Here is a 20,972-nt window from a genome sequence, read left to right on the forward strand (position 1 = left end):
GCCAGAGGGATGATGGAAACATGAACGTCAACCTTGCTTCGGCAGTGCGCACCCTGATGCAGAACCGCCTGCAGACCTGGCTCACCTTGTTCGGGATGAGCGTCGGGATAGCGATGGTCGTGATCGTGTCCGGACTGGGTCGCGGCGCGCAACTGCGGGTCGAACAGCAGATCGAAAGCGCCGGGCCTACGCGCATCACCGTGCGTTCGGGCAATTTCCGTCCTGCCGCGGTGGACATGACCGGCGAGCAGGACACCGGCGGCGGCGAACAGGCAGAAGGGCAGGTGAACGTCAGTCCGCTAAGCCAGGCGGATATGGGCGACACCGCGTTGGCGGATGCAGTAGTCGCCGCGCGGCGTCGCATGGCAGCCCCCCGCCGCACCAACCTGCGCACGCCGCCGACCTCGCTGGACGATGCGCATCGCAATTTCCTAGCACGAATACCGGATGTTCGTGCCGTCGCCGCGACGCTCGGCGGCAATGTCTCGACCGACGAAGGCAGTGCCGGCGGCAGGCGGAGCGTGCGGGTCGAAGGGTTCGAACCGGCGCATCCGGACATGATGGGCTGGACGATCGTATCGGGCCGACTGATCGACAAAACCGAGCATCGCGATGGCGCCTCCGTCATGCTCGTGACTCCTGCGATTGCCGCAAAGCTGTGGCCGGGCCTTGCCGATCCCCTGGGGCAGAGCGTGACGATCGGCGGGCGCGTCGTGAAGCTCGTCGGCATCATTTCCGGCCAGCCTGCGCAGTCCATGGTAGTGGTGCCGACCATTTACGTCCCGCTGGGCCTGGCGGGAACGCTTCTGGGGAGACGGGATTACGACAGCATCATGGTGCGCAGCAATTCGGTCGGCGTCACCACGAAAGTCGCCCAGACCATCAAGGACGGGCTACGCAAGCTTCATCGACTACCCGAGGACACGCTCGACGACTTCCGCATCGAAACGCAGAGCGTGGCCGCCATGCCCGGCATGGGAACGGACCCGCGCCTGTCGCGCGCGGTCCATTCCAACGTGGTCGGTTTCGAACAGGCGGCCTGGGAGGAAATGGCCAAGAGCCTGCGCGAAGCGAACCGCACTTTCACGCTCCTGCTCGCCGCAGCGGCCGCAGTATCGCTGCTGGTCGGCGGTATCGGGGTGATGAACATCATGTTGGTGTCGATCACGGCGCGCACGCGCGAGATCGGCCTGCGCATGGCCGTTGGCGCGCGGGCGCGGGACGTGACGACGCAATTTCTGGTCGAGGCCATGCTGCTCGCCACCATCGGCGGACTGCTCGGTCTGCTGCTGGGCGCGGCGGGCCTGGCGGTCGCGCGGTTCGGGTTCGACTGGGCCGCCAGCCTCTCGCCGGGAATGCTCGGCCTGGCCCTGGCGATGGCGACCCTCACCGGCGTCGTGTTCGGATACGGTCCCGCACGCCGCGCCGCCGCGCTGGACCCTGTCGTCGCTCTCAAGGCCGAATAGCCGCTAGGGGAATGAAGATGCTTGCCTTGCTGCCCATGAATATCCGACTTGCGATCCAGTCGCTCAACCGCAACCGGATGCGCAGCCTGCTGACAATGCTGGGCATGATTATCGGCGTCGCGGCCGTGTTGGCGATGGTCGCGCTCGGCACCGGTGCGCGTGGATCGGTGGAGGATGAAGTCGGGTCGGCGGGCACCAAGCTGATCTTCGTCAAGGCCGGCAACTACACTCGGGGCGGCGAAAGCGTCGGGATCGCCGCAGGGCTGGGTTCCGCCAGGACGCTCGTCCCAGCGGATGCCGAAGCGATCACCGAAAAGGTCTCCGGGATTCGCGCGACAAGCGTGGCCCTTTCCACCCGTACGACCATCAGCCACGGCGAAACCCGCGCTTTCGCCAGGGTGCAGGGTGTTGATACGGGTTTCGCCAAGGCCTATTCCTGGTCCTTTTCGGAAGGGGAGATGATGGACGCAGACCAGGCGGTGATCGGCAGGGTACTCGCCGACCGCCTGTTCGGGACAGGTGCGAAGGCCGTGGGGGAAACGGTGGAGTTCAACGGAGCCACCTATCGCATCGCCGGCGTGATCCAGGGCGAGTCCGAGGATCAGGGCGCAGAGCTGTTCGTCCCCTGGCGGGCGCTCCAGGCCAATCTCGGCATCAACCATGTCGACAGCATCGTCATCGCCGCAAACAAGGCGGGCGAGGCGACCCGCATCGCCGAGGACGTCAAGAAGCTCATCCGCAGCCGGCACGGACTGGCGGACGCCGGTACGAACCCGAGCTACCTGGGCGCGCAGGGTGGCGCCATGGGCCACCCCGACGACTTCACGGTGGAAACCCAGGCGGCGCAGGCACTCACCAAGGGACTGTACACGCCGGCGGCAGCCTTTGCCCTCGCCAACATGCCCAAGCTCGATCAGGTCACGCTCGAGGAGATGGCGTCCACCCTCGACCGGGCCAGCGACACGATGACGGCGCTGCTTGCCAGCATCGCGGGTGTGTCGCTGATTGTCGGCGGGATCGGCATCATGAACATCATGCTGGTATCGGTGACGGAGCGGACGCGAGAGATCGGCCTGCGCATGGCGATCGGCGCACGGCCCGGCGACGTCGCCATGCAGTTCCTGATCGAAGCCGTGATGCTCGGCTTGATCGGCGGCTTGATCGGGTTGCTGCTGGGGTTGGCTTCGTCGCGGCTGATCGGCTGGTCGCTGGGTTGGCCGGCGGTGGTCTCCTTCGGGGCAATGGCAGCGGCGATCGGAATCTCCCTGATCGTCGGGCTGGTCTTCGGCATCTATCCGGCACGGCGGGCCTCGCTGCTCGATCCGATCGACGCGCTGCGGTCGGAATGAGCACGCGCGTCCCGGTTTTCAGGCAACGCTGGCCGCTGCGGGCAGGCATGGCCCTGCTGGCGGCAGGCGCAATGGGCATGGTCTCGCTCCCGCGCGTAGCCGCACCTGCCCGGACCGAGGCCGAAGCGCAGCGTTTCGTACGCCTGGCGCTCGCCTTCGACCGGATCAGGCCGGGAGAGGTCGACGCCTGGTTCGGGCCGCAGCGATTGAGCCTCCCGGCCACCACGGATCCGAAGGATGCGGACGAACTGGCCGTGGCCCTCGGCACGCTATCCGCCGATCTGGCGGAGCGGGGAGAGGGGGCGGACGAGCGGCGTCGAACCAGGCTGCGCGCACGCCTCGAGCGGTTGCGCACGTCGGTCGACCTGGTCCGCGCGACCGGCCGGCCGATGCCCTTCGCCCAGGAAGCACAGCGCCTCTACGCCATCGACCTGGCTAGGACGGAGCGGAAAGCGGACTGGCGCCGCGTCCGCACGGAACTGGACGGCGTGCTGCCGGGTGAGGGACCGCCGGCCGAACGGGCCGAACGCTACTTCAAGCGATTCATCGTCCCTACCGCGCGCCGGGAACGGGTGTTTACGCTGGCCTTGGCGGAATGCCGCAGGCGCACCCTCGCGCAATGGCCGTTGCCTGGAAACGAGACGGTGGACGTTCAATGGACCATGGCCGTCCCCGCAGCCTGGCATCGTTATCGCGGAAAGATGCGAAGCACGATACAGATCAATCCCGATGCCGTGGCCCTGCCTGGACAGGCGATCGATGTCGCCTGCCATGAAGGCTACCCGGGACATCATGCCCAGTTCGTCGCGATGGAAGCGGCAGCGGGCCCGGCGGGGCCTGCCATCGAAGACCGGCTCGTCATGCTTCGATCACCGGAGACGGCGATCCGTGAAGGCGCGGCCGACGCTGGAGTAGACATCGCCTTCCCGCCGCAGGATCGTATCGCCTTTCTGCGTAACGTACTTTTTCCGGCCGCTGGCTTCGATCCGGCGGAGGCCGCCCGCTACGCGCGGATAGAGGGCCTGGTACGCCGCCTGTCAGGCGCGGCACTCCCGATCCTTGCGCGGTATCGCGACGAGAAGATCAGCCGCCATGAAGCGTCGCTGGCGCTGCGCGAGGATGCCCTGCTGTCCAGCCCGGAAGCGATGCTTGACTATACCGACCGCTTCGGTGCCTACGCCACCGGATACACGGTTGCCCGCAACGAGGTGAAGGCCGGTCTGGCCCTGGATTGCGGGTCGGGGTGGCCGGGGCTGCGCCGTTTTGCCGAGCGACCGGACGTCATGCTGGCAGCACTGCAGGCAAGACGGACTGCCCCTGTCCACCACATCACCCGCAAGGAGCTATTATGAACAGGATACTGGCGAGGTTACCGTTGATCGCGCTCGGAGCACCCCCGGCCCTGATGCTCTTGGCCGCCCCTGCCCGTAGCGAGGACGGAACCATGGGGACCGAACCGACACACGAGGCTGAACCTGCCGGCGGCAGCTTCACGTCGGACAACGATGCGGCCATGGCGAAGATGATGAAGGACATGCATGTTCCGCCGACGGGCGATGCGGACCGCGATTTCCTCGTGATGATGATTCCCCATCATCAAGGCGCCGTCGACATGGCGCGCGCGCAGATTCGGTATGGCGCCAACCCCCGCCTTAAGGAACTGTCGCGCAAGATCATCGCCGCGCAGGAAGCCGAGATTTCCTACATGCGCGAGATGCTGGCCGCTACTCCGGCTCCAGCGCCCTCCGAGCAGCAGGGAATGCACCATCACCACGACATGAACATGTGACGCAAGAGCGCCCCATCGCCCTATCCTGCCTGGCGAAGTGGGTGCGCCCGTTGCGACTAGAACGGGATTTCCTTGCCCTCGAAGTCGAAAAGGCCGCCGCTGTCGGTCACCTTCAGGCCTTCGATGACGTCGAGCAGTTGCAACGCGGCACGGTCGCGATCGAACAGTCTTCCCGGCGGCACGTTGCCCTGGAACGGCCCCGACAGCCCGGTGTCGACAGTGCCGGGGTGGAGCGCCACGACGATCGCCCGGCTGTTGCGTCGGTGCTCTTCGATTGCCAGATTGCGCACCATCATGTTCAGTGCCGCCTTCGACGCGCGGTAACCGTACCAACCGCCCAGCCGATTGTCGGCGATCGAGCCGACCCGCGCCGAAAGTGCGGCGAAGACCGCTCGCCCGCCACGCGGCATGATCGGCAGGAAATGCTTTGCGACGAGCACGGGCCCGATCGCGTTGACGGCATGGACTTTCGCCAGCCACTGCGGATCGAGATCGCCGAGGCTCTTTTCAGGCCCGCGGTCGCCCTCGTGCAACAGTCCCGTCGCCACTATCACGAGGCTCGGCGCCGGCCCTTCGGCCACACGCGCGGCCGCAACGGCAATGCTGGCCTCGTCGAGCAGGTCGAGATGCTGCGCCCCGGTCCGCGATCGCGCGAAACCGTGGACCACGTCGAATACGCCCTCCTCGATCAACGCGGCCTCGAACGCCCCGCCGATCCCGCCGGATGCCCCGATGACTACGGCGGACGTCTTGCCTGCCGCGCTCATGCGCGCATGAAGCGCCAGCGGTCGGGCTCGCTCTCCGCCGCATCGAAGCGGTATCCGTCGCTGTCGAAGCCCCGCATGGCGTCCACGTCGGTGATGTGATGCTCGCACAGCCAGCGCGCCATCATGCCGCGCGCGCGCTTGGCGTTGAAGCTCACGAAGCGAGGTCCGTTGGGACCGGGTTCGCGAAATTCGACTTCGATGATCCGCATGCCGGGCAGCTTGCCGTCGACGGCGGCGTAATATTCCTGGCTGGCGAGGTTGAGCACGACGCCCGATCCCTCCTCCTCGGCCTGGGCACGCAACAGGGCGGCGATGCGATCGCCCCACCAATCCGTCAGCTTCTTCTGCCGCGGTGCCCAGCGCGTGCCCATTTCCAGCCGGTAGGGCCGAATCGCATCGAGGGGCCGCAACAGGCCATAGAGCCCCGACAACATGCGGACATGGTCCTGGGCGAAGGCGACGCCCGCTTCATCGAGCGAATGCGCGTCGAAACCCGTGTAGACATCCCCCGCAAAGGCGAACAGCGCCGGCCGTTCGGGCAGGTCGACGAAGTCGCGGAAGCGATCGGCGTTGAGCTTGGCGAGCCGCGGCGAGATATGCATCAGTTCGCTCAGCCGCTTCTGCGTCAGATTGGCCGCGGACCGTGCAAGGCTGCCCGCTTCGTCCGCGAAATGCGGCCTCGTGGCGGCAAACGGCGGCAGCACGCGATCGAAGTCGAGCGTCTTGGCGGGAGAGAGCAGAGCGATCATGACCCGGGCGATAGAGCCGGGGCGACACCGCGTCAAACCATCACCGCAGCGGGAGACCGGCCACTGATGGAGCGGCCCCGGCAATCCGGAGGCGGTTCATTCCCGCTCAATTCGGCAGACGACTGGTGGTGCTCCAGAAAGCCACAACGTCGTGGAGAGCTTCTGTATATTTGCGACTGCTGAAAGGCTTGACCACGTAGCAACTTGCATGGCGCTCATAGCACTCGCGGATATCCGAGGGCGATTCCGAAGAGGTGAACATCACGACCGGAATATGACGCAGGCGGGAGTCCGATTTGACAACGGCGAGCAGTTCCTTGCCATCCATCCTGGGCATGTTGATATCAAGCAGAATGAGTTGAGGGATCGCAGGAGCCTCCTTGCCGGGTTCGTGACGAAGAATGTCGAGGGCATGTACGCCGTCGTGGGCGACGGTCAGGGAACAGGGTGGCTGCGCGGTTCTCAGCGCACGCTGCGTCATTTCCACGTCGCCCTCGTTGTCCTCGACGATCAGGATATCAAACGACTTCATGACTGCGGGGCTTCCTTGCATGGGAGCGTGAAGTGAAAGTTGCTGCCCTGGCCGGGTGTCGAGGTGAAGTCGATGTCGCCGCCGCAGAGCTGGATGAACTTGCGGCACGTCGACAGGCCAATGCCCGTACCGGGATAATCTTCCTTTCGGTGCAACCGCTGGAAGATGGTGAAGATGCGCGCGCGAAAACTTTCGTCGATGCCGATGCCATTGTCCTTGACCGAGAAGCGCCAAAAGCCCCCCTCCCTTGCGGCGGTGACGGAAATCACGGGCGGATCGCTTCCGTTCTGGAACTTCAGCGCATTGCCGACAAGGTTCTGAAACAAGACCCGGATCAGGGTCGAACTCGCTTCCATCCGGGGCAAGGGACCATATGTCACTTCGGCATGGCTTCCTTGGATGACATCCCCGAACTCGGACAGGGTTTCTTGCAGTATGTCTTCACAATCAACCATTTCCAGAACGATATCCTCGCGCCCCACGCGCGAAAACGTCAGGATGTCGCTGATCATCTTCTGCATGCGCCGGGCATTGTCGACGATGAAGTTGAGGTATCGCCTTCCGTCGTCGTCAAGGGCTTGCCCCGACATATCGACGAGCAGGCCGGCAAAGGCGTTCATCATGCGCACCGGTTCCTGCATATCGTGCGAGCAGATGTAGGCAAAGCGCTCCAGTTCCTCGTTCGACTGCGACAGCGTAGCGTTCAGGTGCATGATCTCTTCGCGCTGCACGTAGAGGTCGAGGTAGACCTTGACCTTGCTTTTAAGGATATCGGGGTTGATCGGCTTGAAGATGTAGTCGACCGCGCCGATCTCCGCAGCCTTCGAGGCGTACTTGTCCTCCTTGGATATGGCCGTCACGAAGATGATCGGGACTCCGGCCATACTTTCGTGCTCCTGCATCAACATGGCGGTTTCGAACCCGTCCATCTCGGGCATCTGCACATCGAGAAGGACGATGGCGAAGTCATGCCGCAGCACCAAGGAAAGCGCCTCGTTGCCGGAGGCCGCCTTGAAGATGTCGGCCTGCAGCGGCTTGAGCACCTTTTCCGTCGCCAGAAGGTTTTCCCAGCGATCATCGACCAGCAGAATCTTCGGACGGCATTCCTTGGCGGCGGAAGCACCGGCCACCACCGCGTTCTTGAGGACTGCGGTCGTCATGTCAGGCGTCCCTTCGGCACGGCCGTTCTGCCGCGGGGGGCGGTTATGGCTCGACCGTCGAGCCCGCTCAGCAGGGCGGCGATATGGGAAAGGGAGGCGATGTGATCCACGGGGCCGGCATCCAGCGCCGCGCGTGGCATGAACGGAGACTCGGCGGTCGCCGGGTCCTGGACGATGGCACGCCCCCCCCTGGAACGGATATACTGCAAGCCGCGAGCCCCGTCGCTGTTGGCGCCCGTGAGCACGACGCCGATCAGCGTCGGCCCGAAGGTATCGGCCGCGCTTTGGAACAGCGGATCGATGGCGGGCCGGCAGTAATTGACCTTTTCATCGACCGAGAGGCTCAAGCTGCGATCGGGTTCGACCAGCAAGTGATAACCTGCCGGCGCCAGATAGACGGTGCCTTGCAGGAAATCCGCCTTGTCCTCGGCCTCGGTTACGGCGAGCCGGCAATCTCTGGCCAGCATGTCAACGAAATAGCCATTGGAGGCGGCGTCGATGTGCTGGACCACCGCCATTCGCAGGCCGAGATGTCCCGGCAAGGCGGACAGCAGTGATCTCAGTGCCTGAAGGCCGCCGGCCGAAGCCCCCATGACCACGGCTTCGTAGCGAGGCTCAACCATGCCCGACCATCCCCCGCTTCTTGTAGATCTTCTGGCGACCATCCAGCGCTTCATAAAGCGGTTTGACCGCCGAGAAATTGAGGCTTTCCTTGGCTCCCAGGCACAGATAGGCACCATGGCGCAGGGAGTCGGTGAACAGGCGCAGCACCTGTTCCTGCAACGTCTTGTCGAAATAGATCAGGACGTTGCGGCAGGTGATGAGATTCATCTCGCCGAATACACCGTCGGTCACCAGGTTATGATAGGAGAAGGTGATCCGTTCGCGCAGGAATCCTTTCATCCGTGCGAAGTCGTAGCTCGAATGGTAATAGTCCGAGAGATCGCCGTGGCCGCCCGATTGACGGTAATTGGCACCATAGGCCGACATGACCCGCGTGGGGTAGATGCCCTTCTCCGCTATATCGAGGGAATCCTTGTTGAAATCGGTGGCATAGAGGCGTGCTCGTTCGAGATAGCCCTCTTCGTGCAGCAGGATAGCCAGCGAATAGACTTCCTCGCCGGTCGCACATCCTGCACACCAGATCTTGATGAATGGAAAGGTCTTGAATACCGGAATCAAATGGTCGCGCATGGTGCGGTAGCATTGGGGGTCACGGAACATTTCGGTTACCGTGACCGACATGTAGCGCAGCAGCCGGTCGAAGAAGGCCTCGTCGTGCAAGACGCGGGTGAGAAGTTCGCTGAAATGCGCAAGGCCAGCCGCGCGCCGCGCCTGATCGAGGCGACGACGGATCGATGCATGCGAATAGTGAGTGAAGTCATAGCTCCAGCGACGGCGGATGGCTTCGAGCAGAAGGGAAATCTCGATGGATTCCACATCCTCGCGGGGAACCTGCAAGAATCCGCGCCCTTCGCGGCTTGCCGCTAAAGCGGCATCGGCGTGAGGGTCGCTGGAGGCCTGGGCCGGTTTCACGCCGCCTTCTCCTGGCGGAACAGCCAGACCCGCAGAAGCGTCAGCAGCCTGTCGATATCCACCGGCTTCATCATGTAGTCGTTGGCACCGGCTTCCATGCAGCGATCGACCTCGTCCGGCATGGCGCGGGCGGTCAGCGCGATGATCGGCAGTCCAGCCCAGTCGCGGTTGCGCCGGATTTCCTGCATGGCTTGATAGCCGTCCATCACAGGCATCATGATGTCCATGATGACCAGTTCGATCTGCTTGTTTTCCCTGAGCTTTTCCAATGCCATCCGACCATTGTCGGCAATGATGAGAGTGAGGCCGTGCTTCTTGAGGACTTTCGACAGCGCGAACGTATTGCGCATGTCGTCGTCGACCAGCAGCACGGTGCGATTTTTCAGTGTCTGGTCGGGATCGTGATGCATGCGGATCAGCGCCTGCTGGTCCCGAGACAAACTCGATTCGACGCTGTGCAGGAACAGGGTCACCTCGTCGAGCAGGCGTTCCGATGAAGACGCACCCTTGATGACGATGCTTTGCGTGTAGTTTGCGAGATTGCGGCTTTCATCCTCGGTAAGGTCTCGGGCCGTATGCACGATGACCGGCGGATGTCCGTCCTCGCCGATCAATCCCTCTGCCATCTCAAGCCATTCGAACCCGGTCATGTCCGGCAGGCTGAGGTCGAGGATGACACAGTCGAAAGCCTGCAACTTGATCTGCTCGAACGCGCCGGCACCGGTTTCCGCGACGGTGATTTCGATATTCTTCTGGCTCAGCAGACCGCGAATGGCAGTCTGGATCACGCGGTCGTCCTCGATCAGCAGGACGCGCTTTATCTCGGCACGCAGCAGCATCTCGATGCGGGTAAAGGCCGTGTCGAGATCCTCCTCGGCCACGGGCTTGGCAAGAAAGCCCACGGCGCCCTTGCGCATGGGCGCCAGCGCCTCGACGCCTTCGACACCGGAAATGACGTGCACAGGGATATGGCGCGTGTTCAGCGCGTGCTTCAACTGGTCCAGGACGTTCAACCCATCGATGTCAGGCAGGAGCAGATCGAGGAGAATGGCGGTGACGGGATATTCGGCGGCAAGGATGAGACCGCTCTTGCCATCTCCCGCGGCGAGAACCTTGTAGCCGCGCCTGCGCGCCATTCTCGCGAGAGTCGTGGCAAAGCCGCGATCATCCTCGACAACCAGAAGGACGCGGTCCCCGGGCACTATCGCCTGACGGTCATCGTCGATGAAGCGCATCGCAGGCATGCGTCCAGCAACCGGCGGCGTGACGGATTCGGGCACTGCCGGCGGCGAAGACCTGGCGGCGGCGGCGGGAACTGACACGTTCGCATCGTCGAGCGGAAGGAAGAGAGTGAACGTCGATCCCCGACCTTTCAGGCTCTGCACATGGATTTCCCCGCCAAGAACCTGCGCGAACTTGCGGGCGATGGTCAGGCCCAGTCCGGTGCCGCCGTAATGGCGGTCGATGGAGCCGTCTTCCTGCTGAAACGCCTCGAAAATATCCTTGAGCTTGTCCTCGCCTATGCCAATGCCCGTATCCGTTACGGCAAGCGCGATGGCGCCCGCAGGGTCGAGATCGGCCCGCTGCAATGCCTCGCCTTGCGCGGGACGCCGCAAGGTCAGGGTCACCGAACCGTGTTCCGTGAACTTGAAGGCGTTGGACAGCAGGTTCTTCATGATCTGCTCGCAACGCTGCGAATCAGTACGAATCCGCGCCGGCAGGTCCGGATCTGTCTCGATGCGCAAAGTCACGCCCTTGTCCCGTGCGACGGGCTCGAAGCTCTGGCGCAGACTACTGATGATGGCATCGATGGGGGTGTCCTCGACGACGACGTGAATCTTGCCGGCCTCGACCTTGGAAAGATCGAGGATGTCGTTGATGAGGTTCAACAACTCCAGCCCGCCATTGTGGATGACACGCGCCTCCTCGACCTGTTCGGCTGTCAGGTTCCCGGTTTCGTTGGCGGCCAGACCGCGGGACAGGATCAGCAGGGAGTTAAGCGGCGTGCGCAGCTCGTGGCTCATGTTGGCGAGGAATTCGGACTTGTACTTCGACGATTGCTCGACTTCGCGCACCTTTTCCTCGATCAGGCGTTTCGCTTCTTGCAAATCGCTGGACTGGGCCCGGATACGTTCGTTCTGCTCTTCCAGGGCGCTGGTCTTTTCCTCGAGTTCCTCGTTGGAAGCCTCGATTTCCTCGTTCGAGGCCTTGAGTTCTTCCTGCTGCATCTTGAGCTCTTCCTCGCGCCTTTCCAGTTCCTGCGTGTAGAGCAGTTGCTGGGCCGCCGAACGGGCCCGGCTGCGCTGGTAGAGCCATACTCCCAGGACGATGCCGAAGTAGGAAACCAGCGTGATGATCCCCATCAGCCACTTGTTGTGCCGAACGTTGGCGCTGTCGACCTCCTGGCGCTGCCTGAGCAGATGTTCTTCTTCAGCGGTCATGATGGTGAGTTGCTCGCGGATCCGCTCCATTAGTGACTTGCCGTGGATCAGCGTCGATTCCGCCACATCCGGGGCACCCGCATGCTCCCCCCCCGGGGACCCGCGCGCCTTTATGGTCGCAGCCAGGTAGTCGAGCAGAGCCTGGCTTCTCACCTCCATCTCGTCGAGGTTGGCTTGCTGGGAAGGGTTGTCCGCAGTCAGCTTGCGCAGCAGCGCCAGTTCCTGCCTGATGGAGCGGTGCGCGGACGTTCGGGCATCGTCCAGCGACACGCTCCTGCCATCTCGCAAGGCATCATGATACGTCTGAAGGAAATCCGGATTACCGGTCAGAAGATAACCGGGCTGCCCGGTCTCCGCTCTTTCATACAGATCGCGCAGGAGCGAAATGTGGCGACGGACCGCATATGTATGATCGACCCAGCCGCGGGCCCGGACGAGCGCGACATCCTGGCTCACGAACATGAGGCCTGCGACCAGAAAAACGATGGTTATCACGCTAATGGCAATCGCCGTGGCATGATGGGCGAAAAGGTTTTCCCTTGGCGGCGCAGGCGTCATGCGGGGGCTTTCGGAATGCCGGAGGCCACGGCGCCCCAGTCAGGCGCCGTTGCGGGCTGGCTCATATTGAACTGAATAACATGCTACTTTCGTGCGCGCGTGTGCTTCTCCCTGGAAGAGTCACGTACAATCAACCATGATCGAGCCTGACATTCGCGCCAAAACACGTTTTATTGGCTAACAGTACCTTAGGTCCTGATACGTAACCTAAGGGTCCACGGAACGATCTGAACCGGGTATATCGGCAGTGTAAGGTTCCAGTGCCGATATACAGCATAGTCGGGATGGTGAGGCGGCTTGGACAATTCCGGTGCCTGTCGAAGCGCGTCCCAGCAGGGCATTGGCCGGCTCTGCCCGAACAGCGCGTCTTGCCTGCCTTGAGAGGGAGCCCTCCCATGTCCTGCGGCCGCATCGGAAATCCGTCGTATCTGCCGCGGAAGGCGATGAGCCGTATCTACGATATGATGTAGACGGGGAAGCCCGTTCGTATTACCATGTTCAACATTAGTATTACTGAACCGGGTAGCCAAATATTACGAGGGCAGGCGTATGGACGGAGTTCGCGTAGGTAAAAGGCTCATAGGAACGCAGGCGCCGGTCACTGTGGGGTGGGAAAACATACCGCGGGTCGAAGGCGGTCCGGTGAAGCAGTTCGTCTTTACCTGGTTCCAGCCCACGGTGTTGTTCGCTTTGATCGCGTTCTGGTACTACGCGCCCAACTCCATCGCCAAGGCGTCGACCGCGATCGGCATCGGCATCGGCTTCAAGGTGCTGCTGCTGGCGCTGGAATGGGCTTATCCGCGCCACGAAAGCTGGCGCCTGACCTGGAAGGAACTGACGACCGACCTGTTCTACGTCGGGCTCGGATATACGATCCTGCGCATGATCGACGGCTACATCGGCGACGGAGCCATGATCGAGGCGATCCAGCACTCTTTCGACTGGGACAAGTTCACCTGGTTCACCGGTTTGCCGTTGCTGGTGCAGGCCTTCCTGATCTCGTTCCTATTCGATTTCGGGCAATATTGGATGCATCGCGGGATGCACAACTGGTATCCGCTGTGGCTGCCCCATTCGGTACATCACTACATCACCCAGTTGAACATCAACAAGGGCGCCGTGGGGAACCCGGTAGAACTGTTCCTGATCGGGCTCGGCATCGGGGGGTTCTTCGACTTCCTCCCGCGCGCCGCCCTGCTCGCCGGCGCCTTCGGCATGGCGATCGGAACCTACCAGCATATCAATGTCCGCTTCAATTCACCCAAGTGGTGGCGGTTCCTGTTCCACACCACCGAGCATCACAGCCTGCATCATTCGCAGGACTTCGAGGCCAGCCGCAGCAATTTCACCAACAACTACATTTTCATCGACCGCATTTTCGGCACTTGCGTCGACGGCGAGGCAGAACTGCTCGGAATGGAAGGCGGTCGCCGCATGTCGATCCGCGAACAGATGACCTTTCCCTTCACCGAGGGCTGGAAGACGCTCAAGGAACGATTCGGCCGGCAGGTGGCAGTTCCGGCCGAGTGAGGGGACCTGTCTTTCACCCGCATGGCCCGGCTCCAGCCTTGGCCCGAAAGCGGCATCGAAAAGCTCTTCCGAATGGAGTCCACATGACCTCGCGTTTCATCGACTGGATATGGCACATCAGGGGCAGCCTGACGCTGGCTCCCGAGCAATCGAGCGATGATGTCTTTGCCAGGCTCCACCCTCTGTTCCGCCAGGCCGGCACCAGCCACGAGCGGACGAACGACACGCTGACCTTCCGCAAGAAGGATCAGGCGGCGCAAGACAAGATGTCCGTTTTCGATGGCGGCGTGCTGCAGATCGAAAAGGGCGCGGCCGGGTCCGTGCTGCATTATCATCTGACCAGCCGGGCCCTGCTCCTCTGTTTCCTGGCGCCGCTGCTGTTTCTGGGTTTCGCCCAGCTTACCATAGCCATGGGCAAGCTCGAAAAGCCGTCGACCGAGGCCGTGAAAGGGTCGGACGCTTCGAAAAAGGACGCCAAGAAAGAAGCAGACGTCCCGATGAACGCGATAGACAAAGCCCTTGGCGCACCCGAACCGGAAAAGAAAGACCCCGACAAGGCCAAGGATCAGGACAAGAAGCACTCGCCCACGTCAGCCTATGTCTTCGCGGCGATCTTCGCCGTTCTCTATGCCGTAGGGCGCATTCTCGAAGGCAGGCTGGTCAAGACCCTGTTCAAGAAGAGCCTGCTGGGCTCATAGCGCTTTCGCGCCGCCTCGCCGTCCGGGATTGATCGACCAGGCCGCCCTTGCGCCATGCCGGTGTGGTAATGCCGGCCCCGTCCGCTATAGGGGGCGGCAGCGCAAGATCAGGCAAGACAGGCAGACGCATGGCCCGCAAACATTCCAAGCATGGCCCTCATGACGAGTTGCGTGAGGAGGAGGCTCCTGCCGTGGTCGTCTCCTGCTGGCTCTGCGGCCGACCCACCGGCAGCACCATCGTCTGGCACCATCCCGTGCCCAAGAGCCGGGGCGGGCGCGACGTGGTGCCCATGCATCCGATCTGCCAGCAGACGCTGATCGCCAACTTCACCAATTCAGAACTGCAGCGCCACGGGACCGACGTAGAAGGACTCCTCGCCAACCCCACCGTGCGCAAATTCGTGGACTGGGTTGCGAACAAGGACCCCGATTTCACGGCGACCACGGCCAAGAAGAAACGCTGACCGCACGGCATCCTGCCCCGGCCGAATTTATCGCCGGGGTCGACTCGCACCATCTTGAAAACCATCGCCATCCATCCAGCCCATGCACCGGCGAAAGGCCGACGGTGTCGATTGGGGCAGGCGCGAAAGACTGCGCTCGCTAGAAAACCGGCATCGACGACGTGCATCCAGACGAGTAGAGCACAGGCATGACTTCGCAGATAACGATCCGCCGCCCCGACGACTGGCATGTGCATCTTCGCGATGGCGAGATGCTGAAAGCCGTCGTCCCCTACACCGCCAGCCAGTTCGCGCGCGCCATAGTCATGCCGAACCTGACGCCCCCCGTCGTCAGCGTCGCCGCCGCCGAGGCCTATCGGGAGCGGATATTGGCCGCCCTGCCGGCCGATGCGGACTTCACGCCGCTGATGACCTGCTACCTTACCGATGGTGCCGACCCTGCGGAAATCGCGCGAGGCTACGAGCAGGGCGTGTTCGCTGCCTGCAAGATGTATCCCGCCCACGCCACGACCAACTCCGCCCACGGCGTCACCGACATCCGCAAGCTCACCGCCCTGCTGGAAACCATGCAACGGATCGGCATGCCGCTGCTGATCCACGGCGAAGTGACGGACCGCGACGTCGACATTTTCGATCGCGAGGCCGTGTTCATCGAGCGCATCCTTACGCCCCTGGTTCGCGATTACCCCGCGCTCAAGATCGTGCTCGAACACATCACGACGGCCGAAGCGGCCGAATTCGTCACGGGGAGCGGCCCCCTGATCGGCGCGACGATCACCCCGCAGCACCTCATCATCAACCGTAACGCGATCTTTGACGGTGGCATCCGTCCCCATGCCTATTGCCTGCCAGTCGCCAAGCGGGAACGGCACCGACTCGCGGTTCGCAAGGCGGCAGTGTCCGGATCCCCGAAGTTCTTTCTCGGCACCGACAGCGCACCGCACGAGATCGGCCGCAAGGAATCGGGGTGTGGATGTGCTGGCATCTTCAATGCGCCGTTCGCCTTGGAAAGCTACGCCCAGGTGTTCGACGAGGAAGGTGCTCTCGACCGGCTGGAAGGGTTCGCGTCCGAACACGGCCCCAATTTCTATGGCCTGCCCTTGAACGAGGGGACGGTGACCCTGAAGCGCGAGGACGTGCTCGTACCTGAAGTGATCGCCGAAGGAGCGATTAACGTGGTTCCTTACCATGCCGGCGAGACGCTACGATGGCACCTCGCCAGCTAGCCACGCACGATTGAAGCGGGGTCCGCCCCGCTTCAGGGAAAACCTGATCTCTTGTTCATCCGGAGCGCCAGACGAGGCCATGTATCCACATACGCGCGCGATGGTTGCCGCAGCAACCTTTGCCTTTGTCACCGGCAAGAAGGTTGCAGGCCTGTACGATCATTCGGCAGGACGGGATCTGCAAATCGCTGCGGAATGCCGAGGCAACCAGTTGCAGGGTTTCGACGGTGATCGTCGGGCGAATTTTGGCGGCACCCTTCCGGAACTCTACGACGCCGGGGACAAGACTTTCGTATCACTCGAGATCGACGGCACCAAAGTGCAAGGCTACGACAGGGGCTCCTCAACCTCTTATGCAGCCCAGGTGACCGACGGTCTCGTGCAGGTATACGATCATGGCCTGAGCGCTTGGTTCGCCTACGAAATTCAAGACGCGGATGCGGCCCGGAGTTATCATCGCATCCCGGGCGACTGACTCCTCGAGGCTGCGATGCCTGCCAGCGCAGTTCCCCGGTCGGCGGCGGCGCATTGGGGGATACCCTTGAAAAAGGCCACGCCCACGGCGGTAATCCCGGAGCGCAAAGACCGCATTGTCATCATGTCCTCCGCGCGTTTGACCGTCTGTCGACCGGCCAGACGGAGAGTCGTGCTCGCGCACCCGCCCGCCTGGGGGGCTCCGCGGCCAAGCCGAAGGCCGGATTTCATGTCCCCGTGCCGTAATCGGGGGCAATCGATCCGCCGACGTAGTTTCGATCCTTGAAGAGGTTTTTTGCGAAAGCCTTGATCGTGTACGGATCGTTCGCAAAGTCCGGCACGCAGGTCGGTTCGACATGCCCGGACTGATCGCATACCCGCGAACGCTGTCGCTGGGGGAGCGTCCGTGTCCCGACGCCTTGGGTAACGGGGCCTTCCAAGCATTTGGACAGGCATGCAGCGCGTAAGCGAGAGACCCGCCAAGGTAGAATTCAGACTTGCGCCAGGCAACGAGGGGCCGGGTTTGTCCCGGCCCCTCGCCATCGTGCGGCACCGTTAACGGGTGCCGCGAGGTGCGAGATAGAGATTGCGCAAGCGTACCAGATCGGCTTGGGAGAGCCCGAGTTCGTCGCGCATATAGCCCTCCGCACCGCCGCGGTGGCGATCCACGACCTGCAGGGCCGCTTCGATGTAGCTGCGGTCGGCGGCCATCATCGCCTTGGCGACCTGGGGTGGCAGACCCGCCATCAGGGTGGAAGCCGAGGGCTTCGCCAGCAGGGCCTTGGCGTCGAGGTAGCGGTTGGTCAGAAGGTAGTCCTCGATGACCGTAGCACGTGGCACTCCCAAGGCCGTCAGCAGCAATGCCGCGGCGATGCCCGTGCGATCCTTGCCTGCCGAGCAGTTGAAGGCGAGCGGCGCATGGCCGGCCAGCAATTCGGCGAACATGCGCCGGTACTGGCTGTTGAAGCTTTTGAGCATGCTGGGATAGGAGGCCGCCATCGATGCCCGTGCCTGGGCCTCGGTCCAGCCCTTGGGATCACCGGCGGGCAGGAACCGCGTATCGAGGTCGTAGTCGTCGGACAGCACGCGGGGGGCATGCGCCGCCGGCCAGTTCACCTGTTCCGCCGCCCGCTCGCGGCGGTCGCGAAGATCGCACACCACGGCAATGCCCAGCTTTTCGAGGTAACGGTAATCGGCGTCGGTAAGCCCGTGCATCGAGCCCGAGCGAAACAGCGTGCCCCACTTCACGGTGCGCCCATCTGCGGTGCGATAGCCCCCGAGGTCGCGGAAGTTGCGCCCGCCCTGCAGCGGCAACAGCCGCTGGTGGGCCCCCGGCGCCGCGACGGGCACCGGGGCGGGAGCCTGGGCCCCCTGTGCGAAGGCCACCGGGGAGGCCAACTGGATCGCTACCAGCGGTAGCAGGGCAAAGCGGGACATGGCGCCCATTGTCTTTCCTTTGTGCATGAAGGCCGGCATCAGAACTTGACCTGGCCCTGGACGCCGAAGGTCCGCGGTTCGTTGAAGAGGCCGGAAACGCCCGAGGTGGCGCTGACCGACTTGTAGAACAGGTGCTGCTCGTTGAGCAGGTTGCGCGACCATACCGAGACGGTCAGCATGGCGTCGCCGCGCAACGCGATGTCGGCCAGCGCCAGGTTGCCGTTGACGATGAACGCCGCGTCTGTCTTCGGATTGTAGATGTTCCCTGCAGCGTTCGCGCCGGTGTATACCGGATCGACAGAGGCGACGTAGTAACCTGAATCGTAGTTGCCATCGAGATGGGCGCGCAGCGTCATGCCGTTCAGCGGCAGTTCGTAGTCGATCGAGCCGCTCGCCGTGTACTTGGGGGTGTAAGTGGCATAGATCGGGACGGCCAGCGTGCTCGTCACTCCGCTGGCGTTGGGATAGGGGTTCACCGTCGCCGGGATGTGCACGTACTGGTAGGCGAACGAACCCGACAGCGTCAGGCCCGTCAGCGGGAGAACCGTCAGTTCGGCCTCGATACCATGCAGGCCGCCCTTGCCCGGTGCGTTGATCGTCGAAGTCGTAGTGCGCGTGGTGCGCACGCCGCCGCTTTCGTAAGGACGGCTGAAGTCGACCTGGATGTCCTTGTAGTCGCCAGCGTAGGCCGCGATGTTGAAGCGGGCGTGGTTGTCGAAGAACTCGGTCTTCGCGCCGATCTCGAACATCGAGACGGTTTCCGGATTGAAGGAGTCGTATTCCTGCGCGCGCGAATTGGCGCCGCCGGACTTGTAGCCGGTGCTCCACTTTGCGTAGACGTGGATGTCGTCCGTGACGTCGACCATCAGATTGACCATCGGATCGACGCGCGACCAGGCTTCGTCGAGATGGATCGCGCCCGAAACGCCGTCGCGATTGACCGGCAGGGCGCCGTTGACGATGTCGAGTTCACCGTGCTTCGCATCGCGGGTCCAGCGCAGGCCGCCGGTGAGGTGCAGGATATCGTTGAGGATCGGGGGATCGTAGGTCGCCTGCCCGAATGCGCCGACGCTCTGGGTGGTGACCTTGCTGGCGCGGTCCCGCGCGATGGCGTCGTAGGGGCCGGTGTCGATCAGCGTATAGGTCGAACCCGATGCATTGGTAAACTTGTTGGTGTAGAAGGCCTGGGCATCGTCGCCCGCGTGCTCGCGGTAATACAGGGCCCCGCCGGCGAACTTCAGGCGCGGCAACTGGCCGATGATCTGCAGTTCCTGGCTTTGCTGGTTCTGCTTGGTGTGCGCCAGGCTGTCGCGGCTGAAGCTGACGCCGGTGAAGTTGCCCGACGCGTTGGACATGCCGTTTGCCGCCGAGCCGTTGTCGTACTGGCTCTGCGTCAGCGTGCGGTAGGACGAGATCGACTTGATCGTCAGGTCGCTGGCGACATCCCAGGAAAGCGTCAGGCGATGGCCCTGAACCTTGCCGATGCTGGGTTGCTGGGGCACGCCGACATTCGCGGTCTTCGCGCGTTCGGACTGGACGGTACCCAGGACGGACTGGATATTGGTCCCGGTCGAGATCAGCTGCAGGTATTGCGAGGTCGTGGAATCGTAGGAATAGTCGTAGGAATAGTCGGCAGTGAAGTTGGGCGCCGCCGTCCACAGCGCTTCTGCGTGGACCCCGCGCCGATCGTAGGCGTTGAACCCGTCGGCACCGTCGAGCGGGTTCTTCACGAACGCGTCGCGGTGGGCCACGACACCGTCGAGCTTGACCGCGATGTTGTTCCAGCTCGGCAGGTCGAGGTGGACCTCGCCCTTGTAGCTGCCGTAGTTGCCCACGCCCGCGATCGTGTTCATGTGGAACTCGCCGGTGGGCTTCTTGGTGGTGATGCTGACCGCGCCGCCCTCGGTGTTGCGGCCGAAGAGCGTCCCTTGCGGTCCCTTGAGAACCTCGATGCTCTGGACGTCGAACATCGCGGTCCCGAGACCCTGCGCGCGGCCCATGTAGACGCCGTCGACATAGACGCCGGCGCCCTGGTCACGCGCCGGCTGGTTGCCGTCCGACAGCACGCCGACGCCGCGGATGTTCACGATGAGCGCGGAGTTGCGCGCATAGAAGGGCGCGATCTTGAGGCCCGGAATGCTGCCGTCGCCAAGGTCGAGAAGCGAAACGACGTGGCGGTCCTGCAGGCCCTTGTCGTCCATCACGCTGATCGAGATCGGCGTCGTCTGCAGGCTCTCGGGGCGCTTCTGGGCGGTTACGACGATGTCGTTGAGACCGGCGCCGGCCTCGGCATCTGCATCGGCGGGAGCAGCCGCATCGGCTTCTGCTGCCAAAGCGGGGAAACAGGGCAGGCCGAGGGCAAGCGCCGTCGCCGCCAGAAGCTGGCGTCGCAGGGAAAGAGCAATCATTCGTAACACTCCGGTGAAGGTGCGAGCGCCACTGGCAGACGGCGATGACACAAAAATGACCGTTACCGCACCGTCACGTGACGAGCGGGCCGGCATTTCGCACCTTCCAATTGCGAAGAGCGGGATAATCCATTCCTGCGAGCATGTCGGCCCGGATACATCGCGATGTCTACGCCGACACCCGATCCGAAATTGACCGGAAAATGCCGATCTCGCCCGAAATCTTTCGATAAAAGATTGTCGAATACGGTCATTCAGACAATTTATATTTGACCTATGCGTCGGCCAGACCACGAAAACATGTTTCCGTCCCGACGTCGGCGTATTCGGGTGACGAAATGGTCTCGCCGATTTCGGCTGGACAGACGGCAGCCGCAATCCTGGAGAG

18 protein-coding genes are annotated in these 20,972 nt (G+C 63.0%); 9 read left to right on the plus strand and 9 right to left on the minus strand.

Going from position 1 to position 20,972, the window contains the following annotated elements; genetic code table 11:
* Positions 1-20 precede the first annotated feature (20 nt).
* Genes ACFFDA_RS03625 through ACFFDA_RS03640 form a run of 4 tightly spaced genes read left to right on the plus strand, consistent with a single transcriptional unit; the run spans position 21 to position 4,604 of the window.
* Entirely contained in the window at positions 21-1,466 is a 1,446-nt protein-coding gene (locus ACFFDA_RS03625) for an ABC transporter permease (protein WP_404478222.1), read from the plus strand.
* A gap of 17 nt (positions 1,467-1,483) precedes the next feature.
* Positions 1,484-2,815: an ABC transporter permease gene (locus ACFFDA_RS03630; RefSeq protein ID WP_404478223.1), complete on the plus strand. Its 1,332-nt coding sequence runs from the start codon at positions 1,484-1,486 to the stop codon at positions 2,813-2,815.
* Entirely contained in the window at positions 2,812-4,167 is a 1,356-nt protein-coding gene (locus ACFFDA_RS03635; protein ID WP_404478224.1) for a hypothetical protein, read from the plus strand. Before ACFFDA_RS03630 ends, ACFFDA_RS03635 begins: the two co-directional genes overlap by 4 nt.
* Positions 4,164-4,604, plus strand: a complete 441-nt coding sequence (locus tag ACFFDA_RS03640) for a DUF305 domain-containing protein (protein ID WP_404478225.1) — start codon at positions 4,164-4,166, stop codon at positions 4,602-4,604. Before ACFFDA_RS03635 ends, ACFFDA_RS03640 begins: the two co-directional genes overlap by 4 nt.
* 56 nt (positions 4,605-4,660) lie before the next feature.
* Here ACFFDA_RS03640 and ACFFDA_RS03645 read toward each other — a convergent pair whose 3' ends face one another.
* From ACFFDA_RS03645 to ACFFDA_RS03675, 7 genes are all read right to left on the minus strand, one after another.
* Positions 4,661-5,371 carry an SDR family NAD(P)-dependent oxidoreductase gene (locus tag ACFFDA_RS03645; protein ID WP_404478226.1) on the minus strand — a complete coding sequence of 237 codons (711 nt, stop codon included), beginning with the start codon at positions 5,369-5,371 and terminating at the stop codon, positions 4,661-4,663.
* Positions 5,368-6,120 carry a peroxide stress protein YaaA gene (gene yaaA / locus ACFFDA_RS03650; RefSeq protein ID WP_404478227.1) on the minus strand — a complete coding sequence of 251 codons (753 nt, stop codon included), beginning with the start codon at positions 6,118-6,120 and terminating at the stop codon, positions 5,368-5,370. The genes ACFFDA_RS03645 and yaaA overlap by 4 nt, the downstream gene beginning before the upstream one ends.
* A 106-nt stretch (positions 6,121-6,226) precedes the next feature.
* Entirely contained in the window at positions 6,227-6,652 is a 426-nt protein-coding gene (locus ACFFDA_RS03655; RefSeq protein WP_404478228.1) for a response regulator, read from the minus strand.
* Positions 6,649-7,812 carry an ATP-binding protein gene (locus tag ACFFDA_RS03660; RefSeq protein WP_404478229.1) on the minus strand — a complete coding sequence of 388 codons (1,164 nt, stop codon included), beginning with the start codon at positions 7,810-7,812 and terminating at the stop codon, positions 6,649-6,651. The genes ACFFDA_RS03655 and ACFFDA_RS03660 overlap by 4 nt, the downstream gene beginning before the upstream one ends.
* Positions 7,809-8,435 carry a chemotaxis protein CheB gene (locus ACFFDA_RS03665; protein ID WP_404478230.1) on the minus strand — a complete coding sequence of 209 codons (627 nt, stop codon included), beginning with the start codon at positions 8,433-8,435 and terminating at the stop codon, positions 7,809-7,811. Before ACFFDA_RS03665 ends, ACFFDA_RS03660 begins: the two co-directional genes overlap by 4 nt.
* Positions 8,428-9,348, minus strand: a complete 921-nt coding sequence (locus ACFFDA_RS03670) for a CheR family methyltransferase (protein WP_404478231.1) — start codon at positions 9,346-9,348, stop codon at positions 8,428-8,430. Before ACFFDA_RS03670 ends, ACFFDA_RS03665 begins: the two co-directional genes overlap by 8 nt.
* The gene (locus ACFFDA_RS03675; protein WP_404478232.1) at positions 9,345-12,347 is read right to left on the minus strand and encodes a response regulator; all 3,003 of its coding nucleotides are present in this window, start codon (positions 12,345-12,347) and stop codon (positions 9,345-9,347) included. Before ACFFDA_RS03675 ends, ACFFDA_RS03670 begins: the two co-directional genes overlap by 4 nt.
* 549 nt (positions 12,348-12,896) lie before the next feature.
* On the opposite strand from ACFFDA_RS03675, the gene ACFFDA_RS03680 reads away from it, so the two are divergent.
* From ACFFDA_RS03680 to ACFFDA_RS03700, 5 genes are all read left to right on the plus strand, one after another.
* Entirely contained in the window at positions 12,897-13,877 is a 981-nt protein-coding gene (locus tag ACFFDA_RS03680; RefSeq protein WP_404478233.1) for a sterol desaturase family protein, read from the plus strand.
* Between the two features lie 83 nt (positions 13,878-13,960).
* Entirely contained in the window at positions 13,961-14,575 is a 615-nt protein-coding gene (locus tag ACFFDA_RS03685) for a hypothetical protein (RefSeq protein WP_404478234.1), read from the plus strand.
* Positions 14,576-14,703: 128 nt separating this feature from the next.
* Positions 14,704-15,039, plus strand: a complete 336-nt coding sequence (locus ACFFDA_RS03690; protein WP_404478235.1) for a hypothetical protein — start codon at positions 14,704-14,706, stop codon at positions 15,037-15,039.
* 188 nt (positions 15,040-15,227) lie between these two features.
* On the plus strand, positions 15,228-16,265 hold the full coding sequence (gene pyrC, locus ACFFDA_RS03695) for a dihydroorotase (protein ID WP_404478236.1): 1,038 nt from the start codon (positions 15,228-15,230) through the stop codon (positions 16,263-16,265).
* Positions 16,266-16,344: 79 nt separating this feature from the next.
* Complete coding sequence (locus tag ACFFDA_RS03700) at positions 16,345-16,740, plus strand: hypothetical protein (RefSeq protein ID WP_404478237.1); 396 nt, start codon at positions 16,345-16,347, stop codon at positions 16,738-16,740.
* Between the two features lie 554 nt (positions 16,741-17,294).
* Here the strand turns inward: ACFFDA_RS03700 and ACFFDA_RS03705 are convergent.
* Together ACFFDA_RS03705 and ACFFDA_RS03710 are read right to left on the minus strand one after the other, a co-directional pair.
* A complete protein-coding gene (locus ACFFDA_RS03705) occupies positions 17,295-18,185 on the minus strand; it encodes a tyrosine-protein phosphatase (protein WP_404478238.1) in 891 nt (296 codons plus the stop codon).
* A gap of 29 nt (positions 18,186-18,214) precedes the next feature.
* A complete protein-coding gene (locus ACFFDA_RS03710; RefSeq protein WP_404478239.1) occupies positions 18,215-20,584 on the minus strand; it encodes a TonB-dependent receptor in 2,370 nt (789 codons plus the stop codon).
* Positions 20,585-20,972: the final 388 nt, after the last annotated feature.

This window comes from Novosphingobium sp. BL-52-GroH, assembly GCF_044813085.1.
In the GTDB taxonomy this organism is placed as follows: Bacteria; Pseudomonadota; Alphaproteobacteria; order Sphingomonadales; family Sphingomonadaceae; genus Novosphingobium.

What these genes read in the sequence shown, in the direction of transcription:
- ACFFDA_RS03700 (WP_404478237.1), top strand. Translation starts at nt 16,345, where the DNA reads ATGTATCCACATACGCGCGCGATGGTTGCCGCAGCAACCTTTGCCTTT.
- ACFFDA_RS03685 (WP_404478234.1), top strand. Translation starts at nt 13,961, where the DNA reads ATGACCTCGCGTTTCATCGACTGGATATGGCACATCAGGGGCAGCCTG.
- ACFFDA_RS03690 (WP_404478235.1), top strand. Translation starts at nt 14,704, where the DNA reads ATGGCCCGCAAACATTCCAAGCATGGCCCTCATGACGAGTTGCGTGAG.
- ACFFDA_RS03640 (WP_404478225.1), top strand. Translation starts at nt 4,164, where the DNA reads ATGAACAGGATACTGGCGAGGTTACCGTTGATCGCGCTCGGAGCACCC.
- pyrC (WP_404478236.1), top strand. Translation starts at nt 15,228, where the DNA reads ATGACTTCGCAGATAACGATCCGCCGCCCCGACGACTGGCATGTGCAT.
- ACFFDA_RS03710 (WP_404478239.1), bottom strand. Translation starts at nt 20,584, where the DNA reads ATGATTGCTCTTTCCCTGCGACGCCAGCTTCTGGCGGCGACGGCGCTT.
- ACFFDA_RS03665 (WP_404478230.1), bottom strand. Translation starts at nt 8,435, where the DNA reads ATGGTTGAGCCTCGCTACGAAGCCGTGGTCATGGGGGCTTCGGCCGGC.
- ACFFDA_RS03705 (WP_404478238.1), bottom strand. Translation starts at nt 18,185, where the DNA reads ATGGGCGCCATGTCCCGCTTTGCCCTGCTACCGCTGGTAGCGATCCAG.
- ACFFDA_RS03635 (WP_404478224.1), top strand. Translation starts at nt 2,812, where the DNA reads ATGAGCACGCGCGTCCCGGTTTTCAGGCAACGCTGGCCGCTGCGGGCA.
- ACFFDA_RS03675 (WP_404478232.1), bottom strand. Translation starts at nt 12,347, where the DNA reads ATGACGCCTGCGCCGCCAAGGGAAAACCTTTTCGCCCATCATGCCACG.
- ACFFDA_RS03630 (WP_404478223.1), top strand. Translation starts at nt 1,484, where the DNA reads ATGCTTGCCTTGCTGCCCATGAATATCCGACTTGCGATCCAGTCGCTC.
- ACFFDA_RS03680 (WP_404478233.1), top strand. Translation starts at nt 12,897, where the DNA reads ATGGACGGAGTTCGCGTAGGTAAAAGGCTCATAGGAACGCAGGCGCCG.
- ACFFDA_RS03625 (WP_404478222.1), top strand. Translation starts at nt 21, where the DNA reads ATGAACGTCAACCTTGCTTCGGCAGTGCGCACCCTGATGCAGAACCGC.
- ACFFDA_RS03660 (WP_404478229.1), bottom strand. Translation starts at nt 7,812, where the DNA reads ATGACGACCGCAGTCCTCAAGAACGCGGTGGTGGCCGGTGCTTCCGCC.
- ACFFDA_RS03655 (WP_404478228.1), bottom strand. Translation starts at nt 6,652, where the DNA reads ATGAAGTCGTTTGATATCCTGATCGTCGAGGACAACGAGGGCGACGTG.
- yaaA (WP_404478227.1), bottom strand. Translation starts at nt 6,120, where the DNA reads ATGATCGCTCTGCTCTCTCCCGCCAAGACGCTCGACTTCGATCGCGTG.
- ACFFDA_RS03645 (WP_404478226.1), bottom strand. Translation starts at nt 5,371, where the DNA reads ATGAGCGCGGCAGGCAAGACGTCCGCCGTAGTCATCGGGGCATCCGGC.